The 22,504-nt window shown below is 45.6% G+C and carries 16 protein-coding genes and 4 tRNA genes; all 20 read left to right on the top strand.

Annotated elements, in window-relative coordinates; genetic code table 11:
• Positions 1 to 2 precede the first annotated feature (2 nt).
• The 20 genes from VNN20_01550 (at position 3) to VNN20_01645 (ending at position 22,473) form a co-directional block, all read left to right on the top strand.
• A complete protein-coding gene (locus VNN20_01550) occupies positions 3 to 224 on the top strand; it encodes a DUF465 domain-containing protein (protein HWP90871.1) in 222 nt (73 codons plus the stop codon).
• A gap of 22 nt (positions 225 to 246) precedes the next feature.
• Positions 247 to 1,977 (top strand): biosynthetic-type acetolactate synthase large subunit, encoded by a 1,731-nt coding sequence (gene ilvB, locus VNN20_01555; GenBank protein HWP90872.1) that lies wholly within the window; start codon positions 247 to 249, stop codon positions 1,975 to 1,977.
• A 98-nt stretch (positions 1,978 to 2,075) separates the two neighbouring features.
• Positions 2,076 to 2,570, top strand: coding sequence for an acetolactate synthase small subunit (gene ilvN, locus VNN20_01560; protein ID HWP90873.1), 495 nt, complete (start codon positions 2,076 to 2,078; stop codon positions 2,568 to 2,570).
• A 3-nt stretch (positions 2,571 to 2,573) separates the two neighbouring features.
• Entirely contained in the window at positions 2,574 to 3,590 is a 1,017-nt protein-coding gene (gene ilvC, locus VNN20_01565; protein ID HWP90874.1) for a ketol-acid reductoisomerase, read from the top strand.
• Between the two features lie 102 nt (positions 3,591 to 3,692).
• Positions 3,693 to 4,349, top strand: coding sequence for a phosphatidylserine decarboxylase family protein (locus VNN20_01570; GenBank protein HWP90875.1), 657 nt, complete (start codon positions 3,693 to 3,695; stop codon positions 4,347 to 4,349).
• A complete protein-coding gene (gene pssA, locus VNN20_01575) occupies positions 4,346 to 5,200 on the top strand; it encodes a CDP-diacylglycerol--serine O-phosphatidyltransferase (GenBank protein HWP90876.1) in 855 nt (284 codons plus the stop codon). Before VNN20_01570 ends, pssA begins: the two co-directional genes overlap by 4 nt.
• Positions 5,201 to 5,317: 117 nt before the next feature.
• Complete coding sequence (locus VNN20_01580) at positions 5,318 to 8,008, top strand: pitrilysin family protein (GenBank protein ID HWP90877.1); 2,691 nt, start codon at positions 5,318 to 5,320, stop codon at positions 8,006 to 8,008.
• A 443-nt stretch (positions 8,009 to 8,451) separates the two neighbouring features.
• Positions 8,452 to 8,525, top strand: a tRNA-Lys gene (locus VNN20_01585).
• Positions 8,526 to 8,590: 65 nt separating this feature from the next.
• Positions 8,591 to 8,673: transfer RNA gene (locus VNN20_01590), tRNA-Leu, on the top strand.
• A gap of 198 nt (positions 8,674 to 8,871) precedes the next feature.
• Positions 8,872 to 10,158, top strand: a complete 1,287-nt coding sequence (gene tig / locus VNN20_01595; GenBank protein HWP90878.1) for a trigger factor — start codon at positions 8,872 to 8,874, stop codon at positions 10,156 to 10,158.
• Positions 10,159 to 10,199: 41 nt separating this feature from the next.
• A complete protein-coding gene (clpP, locus tag VNN20_01600; protein ID HWP90879.1) occupies positions 10,200 to 10,799 on the top strand; it encodes an ATP-dependent Clp endopeptidase proteolytic subunit ClpP in 600 nt (199 codons plus the stop codon).
• Complete coding sequence (gene clpX, locus VNN20_01605) at positions 10,796 to 12,076, top strand: ATP-dependent Clp protease ATP-binding subunit ClpX (protein ID HWP90880.1); 1,281 nt, start codon at positions 10,796 to 10,798, stop codon at positions 12,074 to 12,076. The genes clpP and clpX overlap by 4 nt, the downstream gene beginning before the upstream one ends.
• A gap of 25 nt (positions 12,077 to 12,101) precedes the next feature.
• A complete protein-coding gene (gene lon / locus VNN20_01610) occupies positions 12,102 to 14,531 on the top strand; it encodes an endopeptidase La (GenBank protein ID HWP90881.1) in 2,430 nt (809 codons plus the stop codon).
• 177 nt (positions 14,532 to 14,708) lie between these two features.
• Positions 14,709 to 14,783, top strand: a tRNA-Val gene (locus VNN20_01615).
• A gap of 81 nt (positions 14,784 to 14,864) precedes the next feature.
• Positions 14,865 to 14,942, top strand: a tRNA-Asp gene (locus VNN20_01620).
• Positions 14,943 to 15,285: 343 nt separating this feature from the next.
• On the top strand, positions 15,286 to 16,473 hold the full coding sequence (locus tag VNN20_01625) for a SpoIIE family protein phosphatase (GenBank protein HWP90882.1): 1,188 nt from the start codon (positions 15,286 to 15,288) through the stop codon (positions 16,471 to 16,473).
• A gap of 69 nt (positions 16,474 to 16,542) precedes the next feature.
• Entirely contained in the window at positions 16,543 to 17,016 is a 474-nt protein-coding gene (locus VNN20_01630; protein ID HWP90883.1) for a response regulator, read from the top strand.
• A gap of 93 nt (positions 17,017 to 17,109) precedes the next feature.
• Complete coding sequence (locus VNN20_01635) at positions 17,110 to 18,126, top strand: diguanylate cyclase (GenBank protein HWP90884.1); 1,017 nt, start codon at positions 17,110 to 17,112, stop codon at positions 18,124 to 18,126.
• A 53-nt stretch (positions 18,127 to 18,179) separates the two neighbouring features.
• Positions 18,180 to 22,163 carry a PAS domain S-box protein gene (locus VNN20_01640; protein HWP90885.1) on the top strand — a complete coding sequence of 1,328 codons (3,984 nt, stop codon included), beginning with the start codon at positions 18,180 to 18,182 and terminating at the stop codon, positions 22,161 to 22,163.
• The gene (locus tag VNN20_01645; protein ID HWP90886.1) at positions 22,156 to 22,473 is read left to right on the top strand and encodes an Hpt domain-containing protein; all 318 of its coding nucleotides are present in this window, start codon (positions 22,156 to 22,158) and stop codon (positions 22,471 to 22,473) included. Before VNN20_01640 ends, VNN20_01645 begins: the two co-directional genes overlap by 8 nt.
• Positions 22,474 to 22,504: the final 31 nt, after the last annotated feature.

Here is a 22,504-nt window from a genome sequence, read left to right on the forward strand (position 1 = left end):
TGATGAAGGAATCAGAAATAATAGAAAGTCTTCTGGAGGGGGATGAGGAGTTTAAGAGGCTCTACCTTGAACATAGAAAATTGGATGGTATGGTAAAGGACCTCGAACAAAAGGGCTCCCTTTCACTTGATGAGGAAGTGGAGATCAAAAAACTAAAGAAATTAAAGCTTTCCCTGAAGGACGAGATGGAGAGAAAAATTAGTAAATTAAAGAAAAGTTCGTAAAATTCTACGGGGGTAAACGGAGATGGCCAGAATGCTTGGTGCAGAGATGTTTTTTGAAACTTTAATCCACGAGGGGGTAGACGTAATATTTGGCCTCCCTGGTGGATATGTACTCAAGGTATACGACGTTATGCCTAAGTACGGTGAGGCCATCAAGCATGTTCTATCAAGACACGAGCAGGGAGCGACACACATGGCCGATGGTTACGCCCGGGCTTCGGGAAGGCCGGGTGTGGTGCTCTGTACTTCTGGCCCAGCCGCAACCAATACGGTTACAGGAATTGCTACGGCCCAGATGGATTCGTCGCCGGTAGTGGTATTCACCGGGCAGGTCCCCACTCCCTATCTGGGAAGCGATGCTTTTCAGGAAGCAGACCATATAGGAATTACCCGTCCGTGTACAAAGCATAATAGCCTGGTAAGACGTACAAGAGAACTGCCTCGGGCTATAAAGGAGGCGTTTCACATAGCAACTACCGGTCGTCCGGGGCCAGTGCTGGTGGATATGCCAAAGGACGTTCTTATTGGTGAGGACGAGCTAGAGATACCGAATGAGATTAGTTTAAGGGGATATAAGCCTACTATCAGGGGAAATATAGCTCAGATAAAACGAGCGGTCGAAATCATAATGACGGCAAAGAGGCCAGTGGTCTTTGGGGGCGGCGGGCTTATATGGTCTGGGGCGACTCCAGAGCTTATAGAATTAGTTCATAGGTTGAGAATTCCAGTTGCCCTTACCCTTATGGGCCTTGGGGCTTATCCGGCAAACGACCCTTATTTCATGAGCATGCTCGGTATGCACGGGTCTTACAAGGCAAATATGGCAGTACATGAGAGCGATGTGATTATCTCCATAGGGGCCAGGTTTGACGACAGGGCAACCGGTGGGAATTTCCCTAAATTTGCCCCCAACGCTAAGATAGTGCACATAGATATCGACCCATCGACTATAGACAAAAATATCCGTGTCCATTGCCCAATCGTAGGGGACGCGAAGCATGTTTTACGACAGATGCTCGAGTTTATCCCCAAGGACCTGAATATAGATAGAAGGGAATGGTTTGGAAAGATCGACGAGTGGGGGCGGCAACATCCTCTTCTCCCCAAAGAAAATAGTGATAAGATAATGACCTCCCATCTTATAGATATGCTTTCCAACATCACTAATGGGGATGCCATAATTGTGTCCGATGTAGGGCAGCATCAGATGTGGGTTGCTCAATTTTATAAGTTTAACCGCCCAAGGACCCATATTACCTCCGGCGGGCTGGGCACAATGGGGTTCGGCTTCCCTGCGGCTATGGGTGCAAAATTTGCCCGTCCGGATGAGATGGTTATATGCGTGGCCGGGGACGGAAGCTTCCAGATGAATATGCAAGAGTTAGCCACAGCGGTGGAGAACAAGATGGACTTGAAGATCGTACTGATCAACAACGAACATCATGGAATGGTAAGGCAGTGGCAGACCATGTTCTTCAACAAGAACTACTCCGCCTCCCATTTCGACGTGATGCCGGACTTCGTCAAGCTTGCGGAGGCCTTTGGTGCTAAGGGATTGAGGGCAAAAAGGCCGGAAGAGCTAGAGGCTACTCTCAAGGAAGGGCTTTACTCTGACGGAGTCGTTCTTATGGAGATTGTCGTTGATTACGAGGAGATGGTCTACCCGATGATTGCTCCGGGAGGGGCGATGAATGAGATGATTCTCGAGGACATCGAGAGAGAGATGATAGTTGAGTCCGTGGATATGGCTTAGGCTGCGATAAAGGTTCGGGATTTATATTGTTGGCTTTTGTGACTCTTTGTTTCAAATCCCTATTACCATACCCCTAAAACTTTCTGGAGGTAAAGCTTTTGAGGCATACCATTTCGATTCTCGTGGATAACGAACCTGGTGTTCTGGCCAGGATTGCTGGACTTTTTAGCGCCAGGGGTTTCAACATCGAGAGCCTTTGCGTTGGGGAAACACTCGACCCGACCACATCCCGTATAACCCTGGTCACCAGCGGTGACGACTGGATAATCGAACAGATTATAAAAAGGTTCAACAACATGATAAATGTAATAAAGGTTCAGGACCTTTCCGAGTTGACCCATGTGGAACGGGAAATGGTCCTGGTAAGGATGGAGGCAACCCCGGAAACCAGGCCGGAGATCTTGAGAACCGCCGATATCTTCAGAGCGAAGGTAATAGATGTTGGACCCAGGTCTTACATGCTCGAGCTCACCGGTGACCGGGACAAGATAACCGCTTTCCTAGAGATTCTGAGACCGATGGGAATAAAGGAGATTGCCCGTACCGGTTCTGTAGCGTTAGCCAGGGAAATCCAAAATAACAAGAGGAGATGAGAGATGAAGGTTTATTATGAAAGAGACGTCAATATCGAGAAACTAAAATCCAGAAAAATTGCCGTTATCGGCTATGGAAGCCAGGGACATGCTCATGCTCAGAACCTGAGAGACAGTGGAATGAGCGTAGTAGTAGGCCTCAGGGAAGAGGGTAGCAGTTGGGAGAAGGCGGTGAGCGCCGGTTTTAAGGTTCTTCCTGTGGATGAGGCTTCGAAGTGGGCGGACGTTATCATGATTCTCGCTCCCGATACCAGCCAGCCAGGCATATACTCAAACCATATTTCGGAGAATCTCAACCCGGGCGACGCTATCTCCTTTGGACACGGATTTAACATACATTACGGACAAATCGTCCCGCCACCCAACGTGGACGTGTTTATGGTGGCGCCGAAAGCGCCCGGTCACACCGTGCGAAACGAGTATACTCAAGGAGCAGGAGTTCCTATGCTGGTTGCGGTATACCAGGATGCAACGGGTAGTGCCAAAGAGACCGCCCTTGCCTATGCTGGGGCGATAGGTGGGGGACGAGCCGGTATAATCGAGACTACGTTCAAGGATGAGACCGAGACTGACCTCTTTGGTGAGCAGTGTGTGTTGTGCGGGGGGCTCACTGCTTTGATTCTGGCCGGGTTTGAAACCCTGGTCGAGGCCGGATATCCGCCAGAAATGGCCTATTTTGAGTGTCTGCATGAGGTAAAGCTCATAGTTGATTTGATTTACGAGGGCGGAATATCAAACATGAGATACTCTATAAGCGATACTGCCAAGTATGGAGACATAACCAGAGGTCCACGGGTCGTAAACGAGGCAGTGAAACAGGAGATGAGGCGCATCCTCAAAGAGGTCCAGTCCGGGGAGTTTGCCCGGGAGTGGATACTAGAGAACAGGGCCGGACGGCCGGTCTACAATGCGCTTCTCAAAAAGGGAGAATCTCATCAGGTGGAGGAAGTGGGGAAAAAGCTTCGCGAGATGATGGGCTCTCTCTTCAAAAAGAGGCTTGTAGATAGGGCCAAAAACTGAGTGCGGAATACAGGATGCGAGATGCAGGATGCAGGATACATGATATTTATATACATGGTGCATCCTTGTTTCTGTCCGTCGGTGGTCAAATAACAACATCCCATGACTAAGCCAAGAAGCAAAATAGCCGTCGAAGGATTTACTATGATTGCGGTTTTAGGAGTTCTCGCCTGGTTCACTGCGCTCCTGGGACTGTCCTTACTTTCATTGATCTTGGCAGTGGCTACTTTTTTTACAGCCTATTTTTTCCGGGACCCGGACAGAGAAACGCCTACGGATCCTAATGCTGTTATTGCCCCGGCAGACGGAAAGGTATTAGAGATTGGAAAGGCTTTTGAAGACAATTTCTTGAACCAAGAAATGATGCGCATAGGTATTTTCCTATCCATTACCGACTGCCACATAAACCGGTTTCCAGTCACCGGAAAGGTGATTAGCACCAAGTATACACCCGGCCAGTTTAACAAAGCCTACTCGGGTACTGCCTCCAAAGAGAACGAAAGGCTGGCCACATTAATCGAGACCGAAGACAAGGAGCAGATGGTTATCGTTCAGATTGCCGGCTTTATAGCTCGGAGGATAGTTTCTTACTTAAAGGTTGGTGACATTGTTGAAAAGGGGGAGAGGTTCGGGATGATCAAATTCGGTTCCAGGGTGGACTTGTACCTTCCAACTAGGTGCGAGATAACTGCGGTATTGGGGGACAAGGTTAGGGGTGGTGAGACGGTTATAGGATGGCTTAAAGAGGGAGAAGCATGAAAATACCGGTAACGGCTGGAGGTTTCGGCGAAGCCAAAAAGAAAAAATCGAGAAGAGAAAGGGTAATACCGCTTTTACCTAACCTTTTTACTACCGGAAATCTTTTTTTTGGTCTCCTCTCTATCATGACCTCCATTCAACTGGCCACTGTACATGCTATTCCGGAGACTTCAAACGAGTGGGTATACCGGAAGTTCTGGTGGGCTGCGGCGTTTATTTTGATTGCCGGCTTTTTGGACATGCTTGATGGAAAGTTAGCCAGGATCTTTAAGTCAGAAAGCAACTTCGGAATTTCCTATGATTCACTCTCTGACCTGGTCTCTTTTGGCGTTGCCCCCGGTATCTTGATTTATGTCTGGGTGCTGCTTGATTCTGGAAAACTCGGGCTGATGGCTGTCTTGTTCTATATTGTCTGCACAGCGCTAAGGCTCGCCAGATTCAATGTTCAATCCAAGACGGTCGAGAGATACAATTTCATAGGTCTACCTAGCCCAATGGCCGCTGGGCTTATGCTTTCACCCGTGCTTTTATTTTCCGGATTCAAAATTCCTTCGGATGAGGCAATAATGTGGTTTTATCTCGTTTCCGCCCCTTTTGTCGGTCTTCTCATGGTCAGTGATGTTCCATATTGGAAATATCCCCGGATAAGGTTTTCCGGACCCTTTAACGCCTTGGTTGTGGCCTCGATTATCATAGCTGCCGTTATCACTAACCCGGAAATCATGCTCCTCTTTTTAGTATACCTTTATTGCTTGCTTGGCTTGTCGTTCTATTTAATCGAGCAGCTCAGAAAAAAACCTGAAATTACTCCAGAAGTTGAGTCCAATAAACAACCCGAGGATAATTTATAATAGCTTGCTTTGAAAGCAGAAAAACCGAATCCGTCGAGTTTTGAACGCTGGGGTCAACCTCATAACAACAATTGATGAAAAGCATCTGCTGGAGGCCCTAATGATGAAGGAGGTTTTATGCGTTATTTCATCTTGATAGCGGGTATAATGATGTTCATACATATTCTGGAGGGAAAAGGAATGACCGATGACAGGACTAGGTCGGGAGAGGAATTCGCTGACTTTACTCAAAATCATACGGGTGTTACCAAATTTAAGCTCGATAATGGCTTGACCGTGCTTCTCGAAGAAAATCATTCGGCGCCAGTCGTCGCGGTGAATGTTTGGGTTAAGGTTGGAAGTGCGTGCGAAGAAGATGGCGAATACGGAATAGCCCACGTGCATGAGCACATGGTTTTTAAGGGTACGGAGAAGAGGGGCGTAGGGGAGATAGCCCGGATCATCGAGGGCGACGGCGGGGATATCAACGCTTTCACTTCTTTCGACGAAACGGTTTACTACGTTGTCATTGCCGGTCGTTTTCTGGATACTGCGCTAGATGTCCTTTCCGATGCTATGGAAAATTCATCGTTTGATGCTGAGGAGCTGCAAAAGGAGCTTCAGGTGGTGCTCGAAGAAATAAGGCGAGGAGAAGATTCTCCGCAGAGAAATCTTAGTGAAAGGCTTTTCTCCGAGGCCTATACTGCTCACCCCTATAGAAGGCCGGTTATAGGGAGCAAAGAAAGCGTAAGCGGTTTTACCCGCGAGAAAATAGTCAATTTCTACAAGAAGTGGTATTCGCCGAACAACATGGTTCTGGTAGTGGTTGGCGACTTCGATACGCGCAAGGTCGTCCCTAAAATTAAGGAGACCTTCGGCACTCTCAAACCACGCACCCTGCCGAACTGTCATATACCTGAAGAACCTGTCCAAAAGGAAATGAGAGCGGTCGTTTTTGACAAGAAAGTACAGGAGGGTTATTTCTCTCTGGCCTTTCATACTACTGATGCCAGAAACGATGATACCCCGGTCCTCGACGTGATTTCGAATATTCTCGGAGGGGGAGACAGTTCCCGGCTTTACCGAAGAGTAAAGGAGGATAAAGGGCTGGTAAGTAACATTTATAGTTATTCCTTCACGCCCAAGTATCCGGGACTTTTTGCGGTGGGCGGCACTCTCGACCCGGATAAAGCGAGCAGTGCTTTTTCCGAGATTATAAAAGAGACCTATCTTTTAAAATACGAGCCGGTCAGTTACGAGGAGCTTTCCCGGGCTAAGGTTAATATAGAAAGCAACTCTATATACACGAAGGAGACGATGCAGGGACAGGCGCAGAAGCTTGGCTATTACGAGGTAGAGGCTGGTGATTACAAGTATGAGGATGAATACTTGAAAAAGGTTTCCCTGGTAACTCAAGAGGATATAATGCGTGTGGCCAGAAAGTATTTCCGGAATTCTAACCTGACCACCGCCTTTTTGCTACCCACCGGCCAGGTGACAATTGAAGAAAAAGAAATAATCGACATAGCCAACCGCTCGGCCCAAGCACTCGAGAAGGAACTTAGCCTTTTGTCTATTAAGTCGTCCGGCGATGTGAAAAAGGCGATGCTCGACAACGGCATAACGGTGCTCATCAAGCAAAATCACTCCGTTCCTCTCTTCGCCGCCCGAGCCGCTTTTTTGGGAGGGGTTAGGTTTGAGGACGAAAAGGATAACGGTGTGTCTAATTTTCTCTCGGAGATGTTTACCCGTGGTACCAAGAACAGGAGCGCAGAAGATATAGCCAGGGAGATCGAGTCTATTGCCGGAGAAGTAAGCGGGTTTTCTGGGAGAAACAGCTTCGGAGTGACTGTGGAATCACTGAGCAGAAACTTCGACCAGGCTATAGACATATTTGCAGACGTGATTATGAATCCGTCTTTTGACCCTGAGGAGATCGAGCGCGCAAGGAGGGACATACTCTCAGCCATAAATCGCCAGGGAGACAACCTCCTAAGGACCACCATAAACCTTTTTCTCAGCACGCTATACCGAGAGAATCCTTACCGTTTTGATGTTCTCGGAACGAAAGAGACTATTACCAATATGACCAGAGATGATTTGATAAACTTTTACCAAAAATACGTCCGCCCGGAGAATATGGTTATCTCCGTTGTCGGGAATGTCGATGAAAACCGAGTCTTGAGCATGCTCGAGAGCTATTTCGGAGAAATGGGAAAAGGGCGTTTTTCTCCTCCCCAAGTTCAGCCGGAGTCACCGCCCAGTCGGATTAGGACCGCCGAGGTTGAACAGAAAGACAAAGCGCAGACCCATATCATCCTCGGCTTTCTTGCCCCGACGCTCAAAGACCCGGACCAGTATCCATTCGAGGTTTTGAATGCCATTCTCTCTGGTCAGGGGGGTAGGCTCTTCCTAGAACTCAGGGATAAAAGAAGCCTTGCCTATACTGTTACATCGTTTTTTACTCCCGGGCTCGAGCCGGGCTTTTTCGGCGTCTACATAGGATGCGCCCCGGAGAAACAGGAGGAGGCCATTCAGGGAATAAAAGAACAACTTGCACTGGTGCTGGAAAAGGGTGTAACAGATGAGGAATTAAAGCGTGCCCAGAATTACCTGGTAGGAAATTTTGAGATAGGACTACAGCAGAACTCCGCCCAGGCTGCAAAGATCGCCTTTGATGAGCTTTATGGCTTAGGTTGGGACGAGTACAAGCGCTACCCGGAGGAGATTTACTCGGTAACTAAGGACGACATTCAAAGGGTTGCCCGAAAATACATCCACCTCGACAAATATACACTGGCCATAGTAAAGCCGGAGGGGAGTAGTTAGAAGATCATTTTTTGATATAGGAATGCACAAGTACGTTCCTTCACAACTCGTATCTCCATTTATTCAATCTCAGAAGAGAGTTTTTAGTATTTGGTGTTTAGTTTTGGGGGAAAACCGTCCCCTCGCTATTATCGGCTTCTAAATCTGAGTCTACAATAAGGAAGACGCTTTTCTAAATACTAATTGCTAAACACTAGCCTTGCCCCGTCTCAATTTCCGTTCCAGGCAGTCACGAGATACAGGAAGGCTTCGAAAATCTTGCCTTCCTTGATATGGGCAAAGGAATGTTGATTTTGGGAATAGCGCATTTATAATAAAATTCTCCCGGTAAGTGATGGAAAGCTTTGACTTTCTGAAACTTATTTGCGTAAATTCGTGTTTGCTTAGAGAGATGGCTTAAGATTATCTCACTGGGTGAATTAGTGGCTAAATTAGCTTATGGCGGGCTGCTAGCTCAGTTTGGTAGAGCAGGTGACTCTTAATCACCGGGTCGGGGGTTCGAATCCCTCGCAGCCCACTCTGGGATAAATACAAAGTGGTTTAATGTAGGTCACTTGAGATAGTGGGTTTGACCTGCTGTTAGCGGAAGTGGCGGAACTGGCAGACGCGCTGGACTTAGGATCCAGTGGGCAAAACCCGTGGGGGTTCAACTCCCCCCTTCCGCATGAAGATAAGCATAAGTCAACCACGAAGACACCACGGCACAAAGGATGAGTAGAATTAGTGGTACGACGCAAGATACAGGATGCATGTAAAAACTTTCATGTATCGTGAATCATGCACCGTGTATCATGTATCATCTTATTGGTGTAAATCCGTGTTCATTAGTGGCTAAACAAACTCAAAAAAGGGGCATTATTTCCATGAGAGTTGATGTTGAATCTATAAGCAGTGTAGAGAGAAAGCTAGAGGTGTTTATTCCGGCGGAACAGGTGAAGGAGAAAATAGAGGCGGTTATAAAGGAGCTTCAAAAGAACGCTAAAGTCAAGGGGTTTCGCCCGGGTAAGATTCCCCGAAGTGTAATCGAATCCATGTACCGAGAGGATATACTGAAGGAAGTATCTTCGAGACTGGTATCTGAATCATTCGAAAATGCGCTAAACGAGGTATCGGTAATCCCTGTTTCCAGGCCGAATATCACACCGGACAAGGTTGAATCAGGCAGGGATTTTCATTATACGGCTGCCTTTGAAGTGATCCCGGACTTCGAGGTAACGGACTACACCGGGATAGAATTAAAGAGGGAAAAGCACGAGGTGAAAGAAGAGGACGTTGAGCGGGCACTTAATCAGTTGAGGGAGCGGGAGGCGGAGGCAAAGCCGCTGGAAGAGGATCGAGAGGTAAGAAAGGGGGATTATGTCATAGTTGATTATGAGGGTTCGCTCGATGGGAAGCCGGTTAAGGATTTGAAGAGGACGGATGTCCAGTTTCTGGTCGGCGAGGAAAAGCTTATAGCCGAGTTCGAGGATAAACTGCTAGGGATGGGAAAGGGAGAGGAAAAGGAGTTTGAGGTCCGTTATCCGGAAGATTTTGCCATGAAGGAAGTCGCCGGGAAAACAGTAAAATTCACTCTAAAGGTAAAAGATATACTCCAGAGAATCTTACCGGGATTAGACGACGAGTTCGCAAAGGATTTGGGTCAGGAAAATTTTGAAGGGTTAAAAAACAAGATCAGAGAGGACATAGCGAAGAAATTAGAAGAACAATCTCAGAAGAGGCTTAAGGAAGAAATCGTCAAGTTTCTTCTTGAGAAAAACACTTTTGATGTCCCGTCAAGCTTGGTTGAAGATGAGTTGATTCGTATTAAACGCGAGTTCTTGCATAACCTCCAGAGGCATGGGCTGGATATTCCACATTTGGACCAGGACTGGGAGGACCGGTTTAGAGAAAGGGCATTACGCAACGTCAGGATTTCTATTATCTTTAGTGCAATTGCCAAGAAAGAGGGAATTAGAGTTGGTGAAGAGGAGTTGAACAACAAGCTTCGGGAAATCGCCAAATCCTATGAAGTTCCTGTTGAGAAGGTTAAGGAAGTTTGCCAGAATAATAACATGATCCCCAGTCTGGAAGCGCAGTTGATAGAGGAGAAGGTATTCGACTTCCTGCTAGAAAAATCTAATATTGAAGAGGTACAAGGAGACCAAAATTAAATTGACAAGAAAATCTATAATCAGTATACTAGAACTACGAAATGACCAGTTACGTGCCCATTGTGATCGAGCAGACAAGCCGGGGAGAGAGGGCATATGATATATTTTCCCGTCTTCTAAAAGATAGAATCGTTTTTATTGGTTCTCCTATAACCGATGCGGTTGCGGATGTGGTAATTGCCCAACTGCTTTTCCTGGAATCCGAGAATCCAGAAAAAGATGTCTATGTATATGTTAATTCACCAGGCGGCCATGTCACTGCCGGCTTGGCGATTTACGATACAATGCAATATATAAAACCGGACGTCGCCACGATGTGTATCGGACAGGCGGCCAGCATGGGAGCGGTGCTTCTGGCTGCGGGTACTAAGGGTAAAAGATATGCTCTTCCTCACGCCCGAATAATGCTTCATCAGGTGTTGGGCGGGTTTGAAGGACAGGCTACTGATGTGGAAATTCATGCGAAGGAGATCTTAAGAGTACGCGAGGAGTTAAATCGAATTCTGGCTAAGCATACTGGCCAGCCAATTGATAGAATCGCAAGAGATACGGAGAGGGATTTCTTCCTCAACGCTAAAGACGCTTCGGAGTACGGAATTGTTGATGCTATAATTACTAGAAGGGAGGAAACGGTAAAGTGACCACAAGGCGTGAAGGAAAAGACGGAAAGCTATACTGTTCATTCTGCGGCAAGAGCCAGAAAGAAGTTAGAAAACTGATTGCCGGCCCAACTGTTTATATTTGCAACGAGTGCATAGAGTTATGCAACGAGATCATAGCTGATGAAGAAGCGAAAGAGGGGCATCTCCGGAAGCGCTATTCGACCCTGCCTACTCCTTCAAATATCAAATTATTTTTGGATGAGTATGTGATTGGACAAGAAAGAGCCAAAAAGATATTGGCGGTAGCCGTTTACAACCACTATAAAAGGGTAGAGCTTGGCGCTTTTAGCAATGGCAAGAGAAATAATGATGTTGATATACAGAAAAGTAACATACTTTTGATCGGCCCCACTGGATGCGGAAAGACGTTGCTGGCTCAAACCTTGGCTAAATTTCTGGATGTGCCATTCACAATCGTTGATGCAACTTGCTACACCGAAGCTGGTTATGTAGGCGAAGACGTAGAAAACATGATTGTTAGCCTTCTTCAGGCTGCAGATTATGACCTTGAAAGAGCATCTAAAGGTATTATATATATAGATGAAGTAGATAAGTTGGCCCGTAAATCGGGCGACAGTCCGTCAATAACCAGGGATGTTTCGGGCGAGGGTGTTCAACAGGCGCTATTGAAGGTTATAGAGGGTACGAAAGCTAATGTACCACCCAAGGGTGGCAGAAAACATCCTCAGCAGGATTTCATCCAGGTCGATACTACTAATATATTGTTTATATGTGGTGGCGCTTTTTGCGGACTTGAGGACATCATAAGGCATAGAATCGGAGAAAAGTCTATCGGATTCGAGGTTAATATAAGAAAAAATGAGGAAAAAGACTTGGGGTTGACACTTAAAGAGGTTCAGCCGGAAGACCTGATAAAATTTGGCCTTATTCCAGAATTTGTCGGAAGAATCCCAGTTATTGCCACTCTGGATGAGCTCGACGAAAAGGCATTTATTGAGATCCTTACGAAGCCCAAAAACGCAATCATTAAGCAGTTCCAGAAACTGATGGAACTAGAAGGAGTTGAGCTCGAGTTTACCGAGGAAGCACTCCGGGTTATTGCAAATGAGGCTATTAAGAGGAAGACCGGTGCACGCGGGCTTCGGGCAATAATAGAGTCCACTATGCTTGATATAGCCTATGAAGTTCCGTCAATAAATGGCCTTAGACGGTGCATAATAACCGAGGAAGTAATAAAAGGCACGGGTAATCCCCTTTTCTTCTATGAGGAAGAAAGGCGATTGGGCTCTGGATAACGGTTTTAAGGAGACGACAATGCCAATGTTTTTCAAATTTGATGAGGAAAGAAAACAAGATATGACAGTCATACCCCTTCTACCATTAAGGGATGTGGTGATTTTCCCCTATATGGTTGCACCATTATTTGTAGGTCGGGAGAAGTCAATTCGTGCGCTCGAAGAGGCTATGAGGAAGGATAAGGAGATACTGTTAGCCGCGCAAAAAGATGCTAAAACCAACGACCCAAACGAGGAGGATATATATAAAATTGGGACAATAGGTACGATAGTTCAGATGCTCAGACTTCCTGACGGTACGGTGAAGGTGTTGGTAGAGGGTAAGAGAAGGGCACGCATCATTAGATATGTTCCCAGTCCCAGTTTTTTCTTGGTGGAGGCTGAACGCATAGCGGAAGATGATAATATCGGGGTTGAGACCGAGGCACTTATTCGCACCCTAATAACTGCTTTCGAGAACTACGTTAAGTTAAACAAAAAAATCCCGTCCGAGGTACTGGTTACTGTTTCTTCAATCGAGGAACCGAGCCGACTTGCTGATACAATTTCTTCACACCTTGGTTTTAAACTTCAGGATAAACAAGAGATTCTGGAGACGATTAATCCGGCTCAACGATTGGAAAAAATATATGAGAAAATTCAAGCGGAAGTCGAGATTCTCCAGATAGAAAAGCGTATCAGAACCAGGGTCAAGAAGCAGATGGAAAAAGCCCAGAAAGAATATTACCTCACTGAACAGATGAGGGCTATTCAAAAGGAACTAGGAGAAAAAGACGACCTAAAATCTGAGATTCAGGAGTTTGAGGAGCGGCTTAAACAAAAGTCCCTTCCCGAAGAAGTCGAACAAAAGGTCAGGCGCGAACTCAAAAAGTTAAAAATGATGTCCCCGATGTCAGCCGAAGCGACCGTGGTCAGGAACTACATAGATTGGCTTCTTTCTATACCTTGGTCTAGTGAAAGTACTGATGACCGGCTTGATATCGATGAAGCAACCAAAATACTGGATGAAGATCACTATGGTCTAGAGAAACCAAAGGAAAGGATAATAGAGTATCTAGCAGTTCGGGCGCTCACCAAGAAGATCAAGGGGCCGATACTTTGCTTTGTCGGACCTCCCGGGGTGGGAAAAACTTCGCTGGCAAAATCTATAGCTCGGGCTATGGGCAGGAAGTTTGTGAGAGTTTCGCTTGGTGGAGTAAGAGATGAAGCGGAGATAAGAGGACATCGCCGCACGTACATTGGTGCCCTTCCCGGAAAGATCATACAAGGTATGAGAAAGGCAGGGAGTGTAAATCCGGTTTTCCTGCTCGATGAAATTGATAAACTGGGCATGGATTTTAGAGGAGACCCAGCATCAGCTCTTCTCGAAGCCCTGGACCCCGAACAGAATAAAGCATTTAATGATCACTACATAGAGGTCGATTACGATCTTTCTAATGTTCTTTTTATAACCACTGCCAATGTCCTTCACACTATACCTTGGGCCCTCCAAGATAGGATGGAAATTATTCGTATTCCCGGTTATACCGAAGATGAAAAGCTCCAAATTGCCAAGAAATTCTTGGTTCCCAAGCAGCTCGAAGCCCATGGGCTCAAGCATGAGAACTTCAAGCTCTCAGACAGCGGTATTCTGGATGTGATAAGACGTTATACCCGTGAATCCGGCGTAAGAACCCTGGAGCGGGAGCTTTCGACGATTTGCCGGAAAGTGGCTAAAGAGGTCGTGAAACACGGCCCTGATCATGTAGTGAAAATTAATTCGAGTTCCGTACCCAAATATCTAGGGATCCCGAAGTTCCGGTTTGGGGAGATCGAGGAGAAAGACCAAATTGGAATTTCTACAGGCCTTGCTTGGACAGAGGTTGGGGGGGAGCTTCTAACAATCGAGGTTTCGATCGTGCCGGGTAAGGGAACGTTCACCGTCACCGGTAAGCTTGGTGAGGTGATGCAGGAGTCCGCTCAGGCAGCAATGAGCTATGTCAGGTCAAGAGCAGAAAAGCTGGGGCTGGAGCGTTCGTTCTATCAAAAGGTAGATATACACATACACGTCCCAGAAGGGGCTACTCCAAAAGACGGGCCATCGGCAGGCATTGCCATTGCTACAGCTATTGTTTCTGCTTTGGTCAAGAAACCAATAGGACACGACGTAGCGATGACCGGAGAAATTACACTCCGTGGAAGGGTACTACCAATTGGTGGACTGAAGGAAAAGATACTCGCCGCCCATCGTGGCAGGGTTAAAAAGGTAATTATTCCCAAGGAGAACGAAAAAGACCTAAAGGACATCCCAACGAATATACTGAAAGACATTGATTTAAAGTTAGTAGAGCACATGGATGAGGTCTTAAGGGAAGCTATTGTTTCAGATACACCCATTCTACAACAGGATATAGTGGTTCCTCCGTCCTCTCTTCCCATCGGTGAGGAGATTGGAGCTAACGTAAATCTTTCTTAAAACTGATTCAGTAAACGTTTTGAAAGGGAAAGGGCTTAAAACAGAACACACCTTTCCCTTTTTTATTAATTAAGATTTTCCTCCCCTGAATATATATAGACAAAGTAATCAATTTCAGTTATAAATTAAGCCTGTTAAATTTATTGCATGATCTTTTAAATCAGGATTTTTAATCCCGGGCGGTTAGCTCAGCGGGAGAGCGCTTGCCTTACAAGCAAGAGGTCACTGGTTCAAACCCGGTACCGCCCACCACATTAATTTTGGATTTTAGATTTCGAAATTAAAAGCTTTATTAAACTGCATTCTGTAATCGCAAATCCGCAATCCAATCGTGGGGCCGTAGTTCAGCCTGGTTAGAACGCTGGCCTGTCAAGCCAGAGGTCGCGGGTTCAAGTCCCGTCGGCCCCGCCAGTTATGCATGTTATAGTTAGTTGCGCACCGAATAAAAAATTAAGGTGAAAATTGCAGTATTTGTTTTTTTGCCTCCTGATGACTCTTGGTATCTCACTTTCGTGGCCGGAAGTCGGCATTCCCCCTGGCTCGTAAGCATGGCATTAGGTACTTATAAGCCCACAAATTAGATAGTTTTTGAAGTTTCCATTTTTTGTCTACTAATTCATATCCCTCATTCTTCACCTGACAAAATTTGTTAGAAATCACATTGAAAAATTTAAAAAGCCTAGCGATTGTAAGAAGTTACAATCTAAATTTCTTTGGCATAGTTATTGCACCTTAGTAGGTAGGTGATTTTCTAATGCGTATTCTGGTAGTTGATGACGAGAAAGAGGCAAGAACGCTCCTTGGTAAGACACTAACAAGGTTAGACCATGAGGTGGTCGAGGCGGCCAGCGGAATAGAAGCATGGGATATTCTGGAGAGAGAGGGGATCAGTTTTGTTATAAGTGACTGGATGATGCCAAGAATGAATGGTCTAGAATTGTGTAGGCGAGTAAGGGCCGCCAAGTTTGAAAATTACATATATTTTATTCTGCTAACAGCAAAGGATAACAAGAATGAGTTGATAGAAGGTATGAAAGCCGGTGCTGACGACTTCATAGTAAAACCTTTTAATGCGGGGGAACTTGATGTTCGAATAAGAGCGGGCGAACGTGTCTTAAGGCTGGAAAGAGAACTGGAAGAGCGTAACAAAAAACTCATTTATGCATACGACAAGATTAGAACTGACCTAGAAGCCGCGGCTAATATGCAAAAAAGCCTACTTCCGGTCTCGGCCATGACCATATCGTGCTTAAGGTTTGACTGGATATTTTGTCCCTGCAGTTTTGTGGCTGGAGATATTTTTGGGCTTTTCGAGCTTGACGAAAATCACGTCGGTTTCTATTTGCTCGACGTCGCCGGTCATGGTGTTCCTGCAGCAATGCAGTCCGTTACCTTGAATAAATTGTTGTCATCTATAGCCACCAGAAATAACATGTGGTATCGCAATGCGAGTAATGCTAATAATTTTGACTTAACTTCACCATCGATGGTAATTCGAGAACTAAATAGACGTTTTCAATCTGATGATGCCATGCAGTATTTCACCATGGTTTATGGAGTGACTGACGTTAGGGATGGCCGGACCAAACTGGTCCAAGCTGGTCATCCTTCTCCACTTTATCAAGAAAAGGAAGGAAAGGTAACGCTACTAGGAACGGGAGGGCTTCCAGTAGGGATGATTCCACATGTAGAGCATGAGGAGCATGAGTTTTATTTTGGTCCTGGAGACAGACTATTTCTTTATTGCGACGGTATAACGGAGTGCCACAACGGTAAGAGTACGGATCAGTTCTCAGTAGAGCGCCTGGTGAGGTTGGTAGAGGGATGGAGAAGCCTTCCTCTGAAGGAATTAATGAAGGGGATTGAACAGAAACTTCGCCTTTGGAGAGGTAGTGAAGAGTTTGAAGATGATATAACGCTCTTAGCGATAGAAAGGACCTGAGTGGTTAATAATCTGATTAATTTTAAATGCTCGGGTTATGTTTTAGGTTAGTCAGTATAGGAGGTAGATATGAGCATACTAATAGTTGATGACTCGATTGACAGTCAACTTTTATTAAAATCCATACTCAAGGCTTCAGGATTCTCCGATTTACTCATAGCCGGGTCATCGGTTGAAGCATTTAAACTCCTGGGCATCGAGGAAAGCCATGGCGGGACGGATGCGAAAGGGGTGGATGTAATTCTGATGGACATATTAATGCCTGGTTTGGATGGTATCGAGACGTGTCGGTTGATAAGGACTGTTGAGTTTCTTCAGGATGTTCCGATAATCCTGGTCACAGGAACGGAGGAAGTAAGGTACTTGGAGATGGCGTTAGAAGCGGGGGCTCTAGACTTCGTCATTAAGCCGGTGAATAAGGTGGAACTACTCGCTCGCGTACGTTCGGCTATGAGGCTCAAACACGAGTCGGATCGTCGAAAGACTCTGGAAAGGGAAATAGCTGAGTTGAGGCAGCAAGTTGAGAAACAATTAAAGAATTAAGTCAAACTTCTGAAACTGACAATGTGGTGCCTGGATTATGACAAAAGCATGTAGGATAAGAATTGAGGACATCAAAGATATTGGGAGGAAGGCATGAAGATACTGATAGTGGATGATTCACCAGACAGTCAAATTTTATTGAAATCCGTACTGGGAGCTGCTGGCTATACAGACCTGTTGATAGCGGATTCATCTTTGGAAGCCTTCAAACACTTAGGTATGGATGATAAATCCAGGGTTTCGACCGATATAGACTTAATTCTAATGGATATTTTGATGCCGGATATGGACGGGGTCGAAGCGTGTCGTCTAATCAAATCGGTGGAATATCTTCGGGATATTCCGATCATAGTGGTTACGGTAAAGGATGAGATAAATTATCTACAAAGAGCCTTTGCAGCGGGCGCTGTGGATTACATAACCAAGCCGCTCAATAAGATGGAGTTATTAGCCAGAGTGAGGTCGGCTCTAAGGCTTAAATATGAGATAGACCGCCGTAAAAACCATGAACAGGAGTTGCTCAAGATCATGCAGCAACTCGAAGAGAGCATTTACGTGCTCAAGCGTTTATCCTCCATAGACGGTGTGACGGAAATCACCAATCGTCGAGGTTTTGAGGATTTTCTAGAACAGGAATGGAAGCGAGCTATACGTTATGAAATTCCTCTATCCTTGATCCTATTAGATATCGATTATTTCAAATCCTATAACGACACCTACGGCCACCAAAAAGGCGACGACTGCTTGAAGCAGGTAGCCAATGCGTTAAAACAGGCACTACACCGCCCGGCAGATATGGTAGCCCGTTACGGCGGGGAAGAATTCGTACTGGTATTGCCTAATACAAACTCTCAAGGTGCTGTTCTAGTTGCAGAGAGGCTGCGGACGGCAATAGAGTCACTGGAGATCATTCATTCTAAGTCCGATGTAAGCAAGCATGTTACTGTCAGCCTGGGAGTAGCTACGATCATGCCTTCCCTGAATTCCTCGCATGCTGCTCTGGTTGAAGCAGCAGACCAGGCCCTATACCTGGCAAAACAAGAGGGACGCAATCGAATAAAGATGTCCGACCTTACTAGTAAAAACGATCCGGTCAAGCTAGCTCTGTAAGAATGATAGGTTTACTTCTGGATCTTAAACGTGTTTATCTTGAGAGATGAATCATGAAAACCTTGGATGATTCTGGCAAAAAAGAAGAGGTTATTCCAAAAAAGCCGGTTTTGGCCATAGCTCTGGTCTGTTTGATTCCGTCTATTCTCAATCTTTTAGGTTTTGATCTCGGAGGGCGTGGCTTTGGAATTTTATTCCACGCTATTTTAGAGTGGAGCGCCTTCTCCACAGCGGTATTGGTTGGCATCCTCTGCTTGGTGCATTTTAAACTTAGACATGACTATGCCAGTCTGATAATGGGCCTTTCTATTCTCGGAGCGGGCTCTATAGATGCCCTAAGCACGTTAGCTTACAACCGCCTGGTCTTGAAAGTAGCCGATAGCCAAAATTTTCTCCCCCTAACCTGGGTGGTATCCCGACTTCTTAATGCTCTAATTTTGCTGGTAGGGGTATCGGTATTGTTAATGGGAAAAACAAAGAAGAGACCGGCAAGAAGGGGCGTTGGTTTTTTAGTGGCTATGAGCTTGATGCTCTGCTTCCTGGCCTACGGAGCTGTTTATTTCTTCTCTATTCCTGACCATTTGCCCCAATCCGTGTTTTCGGAGCAAATAGTCAGTAGACCTTGGGATCTTGCGCCGTTCACCCTATTTCTTCTGGGTTGGTCTTATCTATTTTATAGAATTTACCAGCGAGAACAGACTTACCTTTCTCAGGCATTGATAATCAGCTTAATTCCACAGGTAATTGTTCAATTACACATGGCTTTCGGTTCTAAGGCTCTCTTTGATAATGATTTCAACATTGCCCATCTCCTCAAGATCATGGCCTATTCTGTACCGTTGATTGGGCTGATTATGGACTATGTGGAGACTCAGCGGGAGAGGGTTTTTACATTGAGAGAGCTGGAGGATAAGAAGGTCAACTTAGAAATACTGGCCAAACAGGCGGAGCAGGTTAGGCGGAGACTGGAGCACGAGACGACCGAACGAAAGCAGTACGGGGATTTGTTCAGAACCCTATCCGATAACACCTTGGTCGGCGTTTACATCGTGAGGGATGGAAAATTTCAGTTTATAAGCCCTCAGTTTGAGAGATATACGGGTTATAAACAAGATGAGCTGTTGGGGACTAACTTATCCAAACTGGTATTTCCCGAAGACAAAGAAGTTGCCAAGGAAAATGCCTTAAAGGTTTTGAACGGCGAGGGTAGCTCTTTTTATGAATACAGGATAGTGGATAAATCCGGAGAAATAAAATGGGTATCGGAGATAGTTACCGCAATTCATTATAGGGGTAATCAAGCGCTAATGGGGAGCGTCGTGGATATTACGGAAAGGAGACGGGCAGAGGAAATATTGAAAACTTTATCTAATGATTCTCCGATAGGTCTTTATATACTGCAGGACGACCAGTTCCAGTTTGTCAATCTCCAGTTTCAGAAGTACACCAGCTATGATGAGGCAGAATTGCTCGGTACGAGTCCACAGAGGCTTATCTTCTCTGAAGATAGGGAAGCGGTCAAGGAGAAGGCAGTAAAAGTGCTAAAAGGGCAAGCCTCCTCATCCTACGAGTACCGAATTGTGAATAAATCTGGAGAAATCATATGGGTTTTAGAAACGCTTACTCCCATTCAATACCGGGGGAAGCAGGCAATTCTGGGGAGCACCGTTGATATCACGGAGAGAAGGCGGACTGAAGAGATACTAAGGACACTGTCTAATAGTTCTACCATAGGTATATATATCGTTCAGGATGGGCAGTTTAAATTCGTTAATCCCCAGTTTCAAGTATACACGGGATATAACGAGGATGAGATTATCGGCGCGAATTCTTTGAGGCTCGTTTTTGCCGAGGACCGTCAGGGAGTTAGAGAAAGTACCATAAAAATGCTCAAAAGGGAGAAGATTTCTCCTCACGAATACCGCATCGTGAACAAACACGGTGAAGTTAGATGGGTTATGGAAAGGGTTACTTCAATCCAGTATCAAGGCCGAAGAGCGGTACTGGGGAGTTTCATGGATATCACTGAGCACAAACAGACGGAGGAGTTATTTAGGACTCTGTCTAGCAGTTCACCGATAGGCATATACATCGTGCAGGACGGCAAGTTTCAATTTATAAACCCTCAGTTCAAGAAGTACACTGGCTATAATGAAGATGACCTCATAGATACAAGCTTATGGAAAATCATCTATCCTAAGGATAGAGAAGTTCTTAGGGGAAATCTTACCAAGCTTAAAGATGAGCTTTCTTCACCCTACGAATATAGGATAGTAAACAGGACCGGTGAAATTAGATGGATCATGGAGACAGCGACATCTATTCAATACCGGGGGAGACCGGCGGTGCTGGCAAGCATGATCGATATAACCGAGCGCAAGCAGGCGGAAGTAGAACTACAAAAAGCAAAAGAGGCAGCCGAGGCGGCCAGCCGTGCTAAATCCGAGTTCTTGGCTAACATGAGTCACGAGATTCGCACTCCGCTCAATGCTATATTGGGCATGACCGAGCTAACCTTAGACACCGAACTAAAGCCAGACCAGAGAGAGTTCCTCAAGGTGGTACAGTCCTCCTCCGACACGTTGCTTCGACTGATCAACGACATACTCGATTTCTCGAAAATTGAAGCGGGGCAAATGCAGTTGGAAGAAGTTGGGTTCAAGCTTAGAGAGTTAGTGGAGGGAGTAGCAGAGATATTGAGCGTCCGGGCTTATAACAAGGGGCTTGAGCTACTGTGCTATATAGAACCCAATATTCCCAACTGGGTGTTTGGAGACCCCACCAGAATAAGTCAGATACTGGTTAATCTTGTGGGTAATGCAATAAAATTTACCGAGAGTGGAGAGGTTTGTATCAAGGTAGAGAGAATTAAGCCGAGCCTTGATGGAAAGATGGAACTGCATTTTATGGTGTCAGATACCGGCATCGGAATATCCAAGGAGAATCAATCGAGGATATTTGACAAGTTTTCACAAGCTGACAGCTCCACCACTAGGAGATTCGGGGGCACTGGCCTGGGACTAAGCATATCCAAGTCCCTGGTCGAACTGATGGGAGGCAAGATGTGGCTGGAGAGCGAGCAGGGAAAGGGCTCGGTGTTTCATTTTAGTCTAACATTAAGGTACGAGGGTGCGGAGAAAAATGCACAGGATATTGAATTTGCATATCCCGATTTTAGAAACGTATCCGTTTTGCTGGTCGATGATAATAAAGCTAATAGGGTAATGATGTCAAGTATGCTGCGTGCGTGGGGATTTAAGCTAGCTGAAGCGGAGGACGGAGAGCAGGCTTTATATCATCTCCGTAGCGCTCCTACCAAATATGATCTACTTATACTCGACCATCAGATAGGACATATAGATGGCTTGGAAGTGGCTCGGACGATAAGGAAAGAGCTGAATTTAAATGATATAAAGATAATATTACTCTCTTCGAGAGCGAGTATTAAATCACAAGAGATGAAGGAATTGAATATTTCAGATGTTATTACAAAACCGGTGAAGCAATCACAATTATTTGATATTTTTATGAAGAGCCTATATTCCTCTGGGGAAGAAGTTGCTACCGATACTGTGAAAACTTCTGAGGCAAACTTGAATCGGCAGTTGAGAATCCTGGTAGTGGATGATACCGTAGACAATCAGAATTTGGCCAAGAGAATACTGGAAAAGGAGGGTTATTCGGTCGAAGTGGCCGAGAACGGGGAAAGGGCAATCGAGGCGGTTAAGAATGGCCGATATGATTTAATTTTCATGGACGTTCAGATGCCGGTCATGGATGGGTTTAGTGCAACAAAAGAAATAAGAATGCTGGAGAAAAGTAAGAACTTTTCGAGAACTCCGATAGTAGCACTTACGGCACACGCTTTAGTAGGGTATAGGGAGAAGTGCTTGGAGAATGAGATGGACGATTACATCACAAAGCCTTTAAAGAAAAGTATACTACTACAAACGGTCGATAAGTGGGCAAACTTTGGAAAGACCGCATCGGAGGAAGCGACTAAATTTGAAAACGGGGAGGTCAAGATAAATGCGTAGCGATAGAGTTATAGTTTATGTAGATTCCGACCTGGAGGATTTAATTCCGATGTTTTTAAAGAATCGCCACAAGGATGTAGATGATATTAGAAGGTTGCTGAGGGAGGGAAACATGGGGGAGATCAGAAGATTAGGCCATAGCATGAAAGGCTCAGGAGGAGGGTATGGTTTCGATGAGATAAGCGAAATTGGAAGAGGCATGGAAGAGGCGGCAAAGGACGGAAATATGGAGGAAATTGAGAAACTAAATAACCGACTAGCCGAGTATTTATCAGTAGTTGAGGTGGTAGTGCAGAGGGAGGAATCGTGATTGCTTGGGTGATAGTTAGCGCACTAAGGTG

The sequence above is a fragment of the Thermodesulfobacteriota bacterium genome (assembly GCA_035559815.1).
In the GTDB taxonomy this organism is placed as follows: domain Bacteria; phylum Desulfobacterota_D; class UBA1144; order Nemesobacterales; family CSP1-2; genus DATMAT01.

What these genes read in the sequence shown, in the direction of transcription:
- VNN20_01550 (HWP90871.1), top strand. Translation starts at nt 3, where the DNA reads ATGAAGGAATCAGAAATAATAGAAAGTCTTCTGGAGGGGGATGAGGAG.
- ilvB (HWP90872.1), top strand. Translation starts at nt 247, where the DNA reads ATGGCCAGAATGCTTGGTGCAGAGATGTTTTTTGAAACTTTAATCCAC.
- ilvC (HWP90874.1), top strand. Translation starts at nt 2,574, where the DNA reads ATGAAGGTTTATTATGAAAGAGACGTCAATATCGAGAAACTAAAATCC.
- VNN20_01570 (HWP90875.1), top strand. Translation starts at nt 3,693, where the DNA reads ATGACTAAGCCAAGAAGCAAAATAGCCGTCGAAGGATTTACTATGATT.
- pssA (HWP90876.1), top strand. Translation starts at nt 4,346, where the DNA reads ATGAAAATACCGGTAACGGCTGGAGGTTTCGGCGAAGCCAAAAAGAAA.
- VNN20_01580 (HWP90877.1), top strand. Translation starts at nt 5,318, where the DNA reads ATGCGTTATTTCATCTTGATAGCGGGTATAATGATGTTCATACATATT.
- tig (HWP90878.1), top strand. Translation starts at nt 8,872, where the DNA reads ATGAGAGTTGATGTTGAATCTATAAGCAGTGTAGAGAGAAAGCTAGAG.
- clpP (HWP90879.1), top strand. Translation starts at nt 10,200, where the DNA reads ATGACCAGTTACGTGCCCATTGTGATCGAGCAGACAAGCCGGGGAGAG.
- lon (HWP90881.1), top strand. Translation starts at nt 12,102, where the DNA reads ATGTTTTTCAAATTTGATGAGGAAAGAAAACAAGATATGACAGTCATA.
- VNN20_01625 (HWP90882.1), top strand. Translation starts at nt 15,286, where the DNA reads ATGCGTATTCTGGTAGTTGATGACGAGAAAGAGGCAAGAACGCTCCTT.
- VNN20_01630 (HWP90883.1), top strand. Translation starts at nt 16,543, where the DNA reads ATGAGCATACTAATAGTTGATGACTCGATTGACAGTCAACTTTTATTA.
- VNN20_01635 (HWP90884.1), top strand. Translation starts at nt 17,110, where the DNA reads ATGAAGATACTGATAGTGGATGATTCACCAGACAGTCAAATTTTATTG.
- VNN20_01640 (HWP90885.1), top strand. Translation starts at nt 18,180, where the DNA reads ATGAAAACCTTGGATGATTCTGGCAAAAAAGAAGAGGTTATTCCAAAA.
- VNN20_01645 (HWP90886.1), top strand. Translation starts at nt 22,156, where the DNA reads ATGCGTAGCGATAGAGTTATAGTTTATGTAGATTCCGACCTGGAGGAT.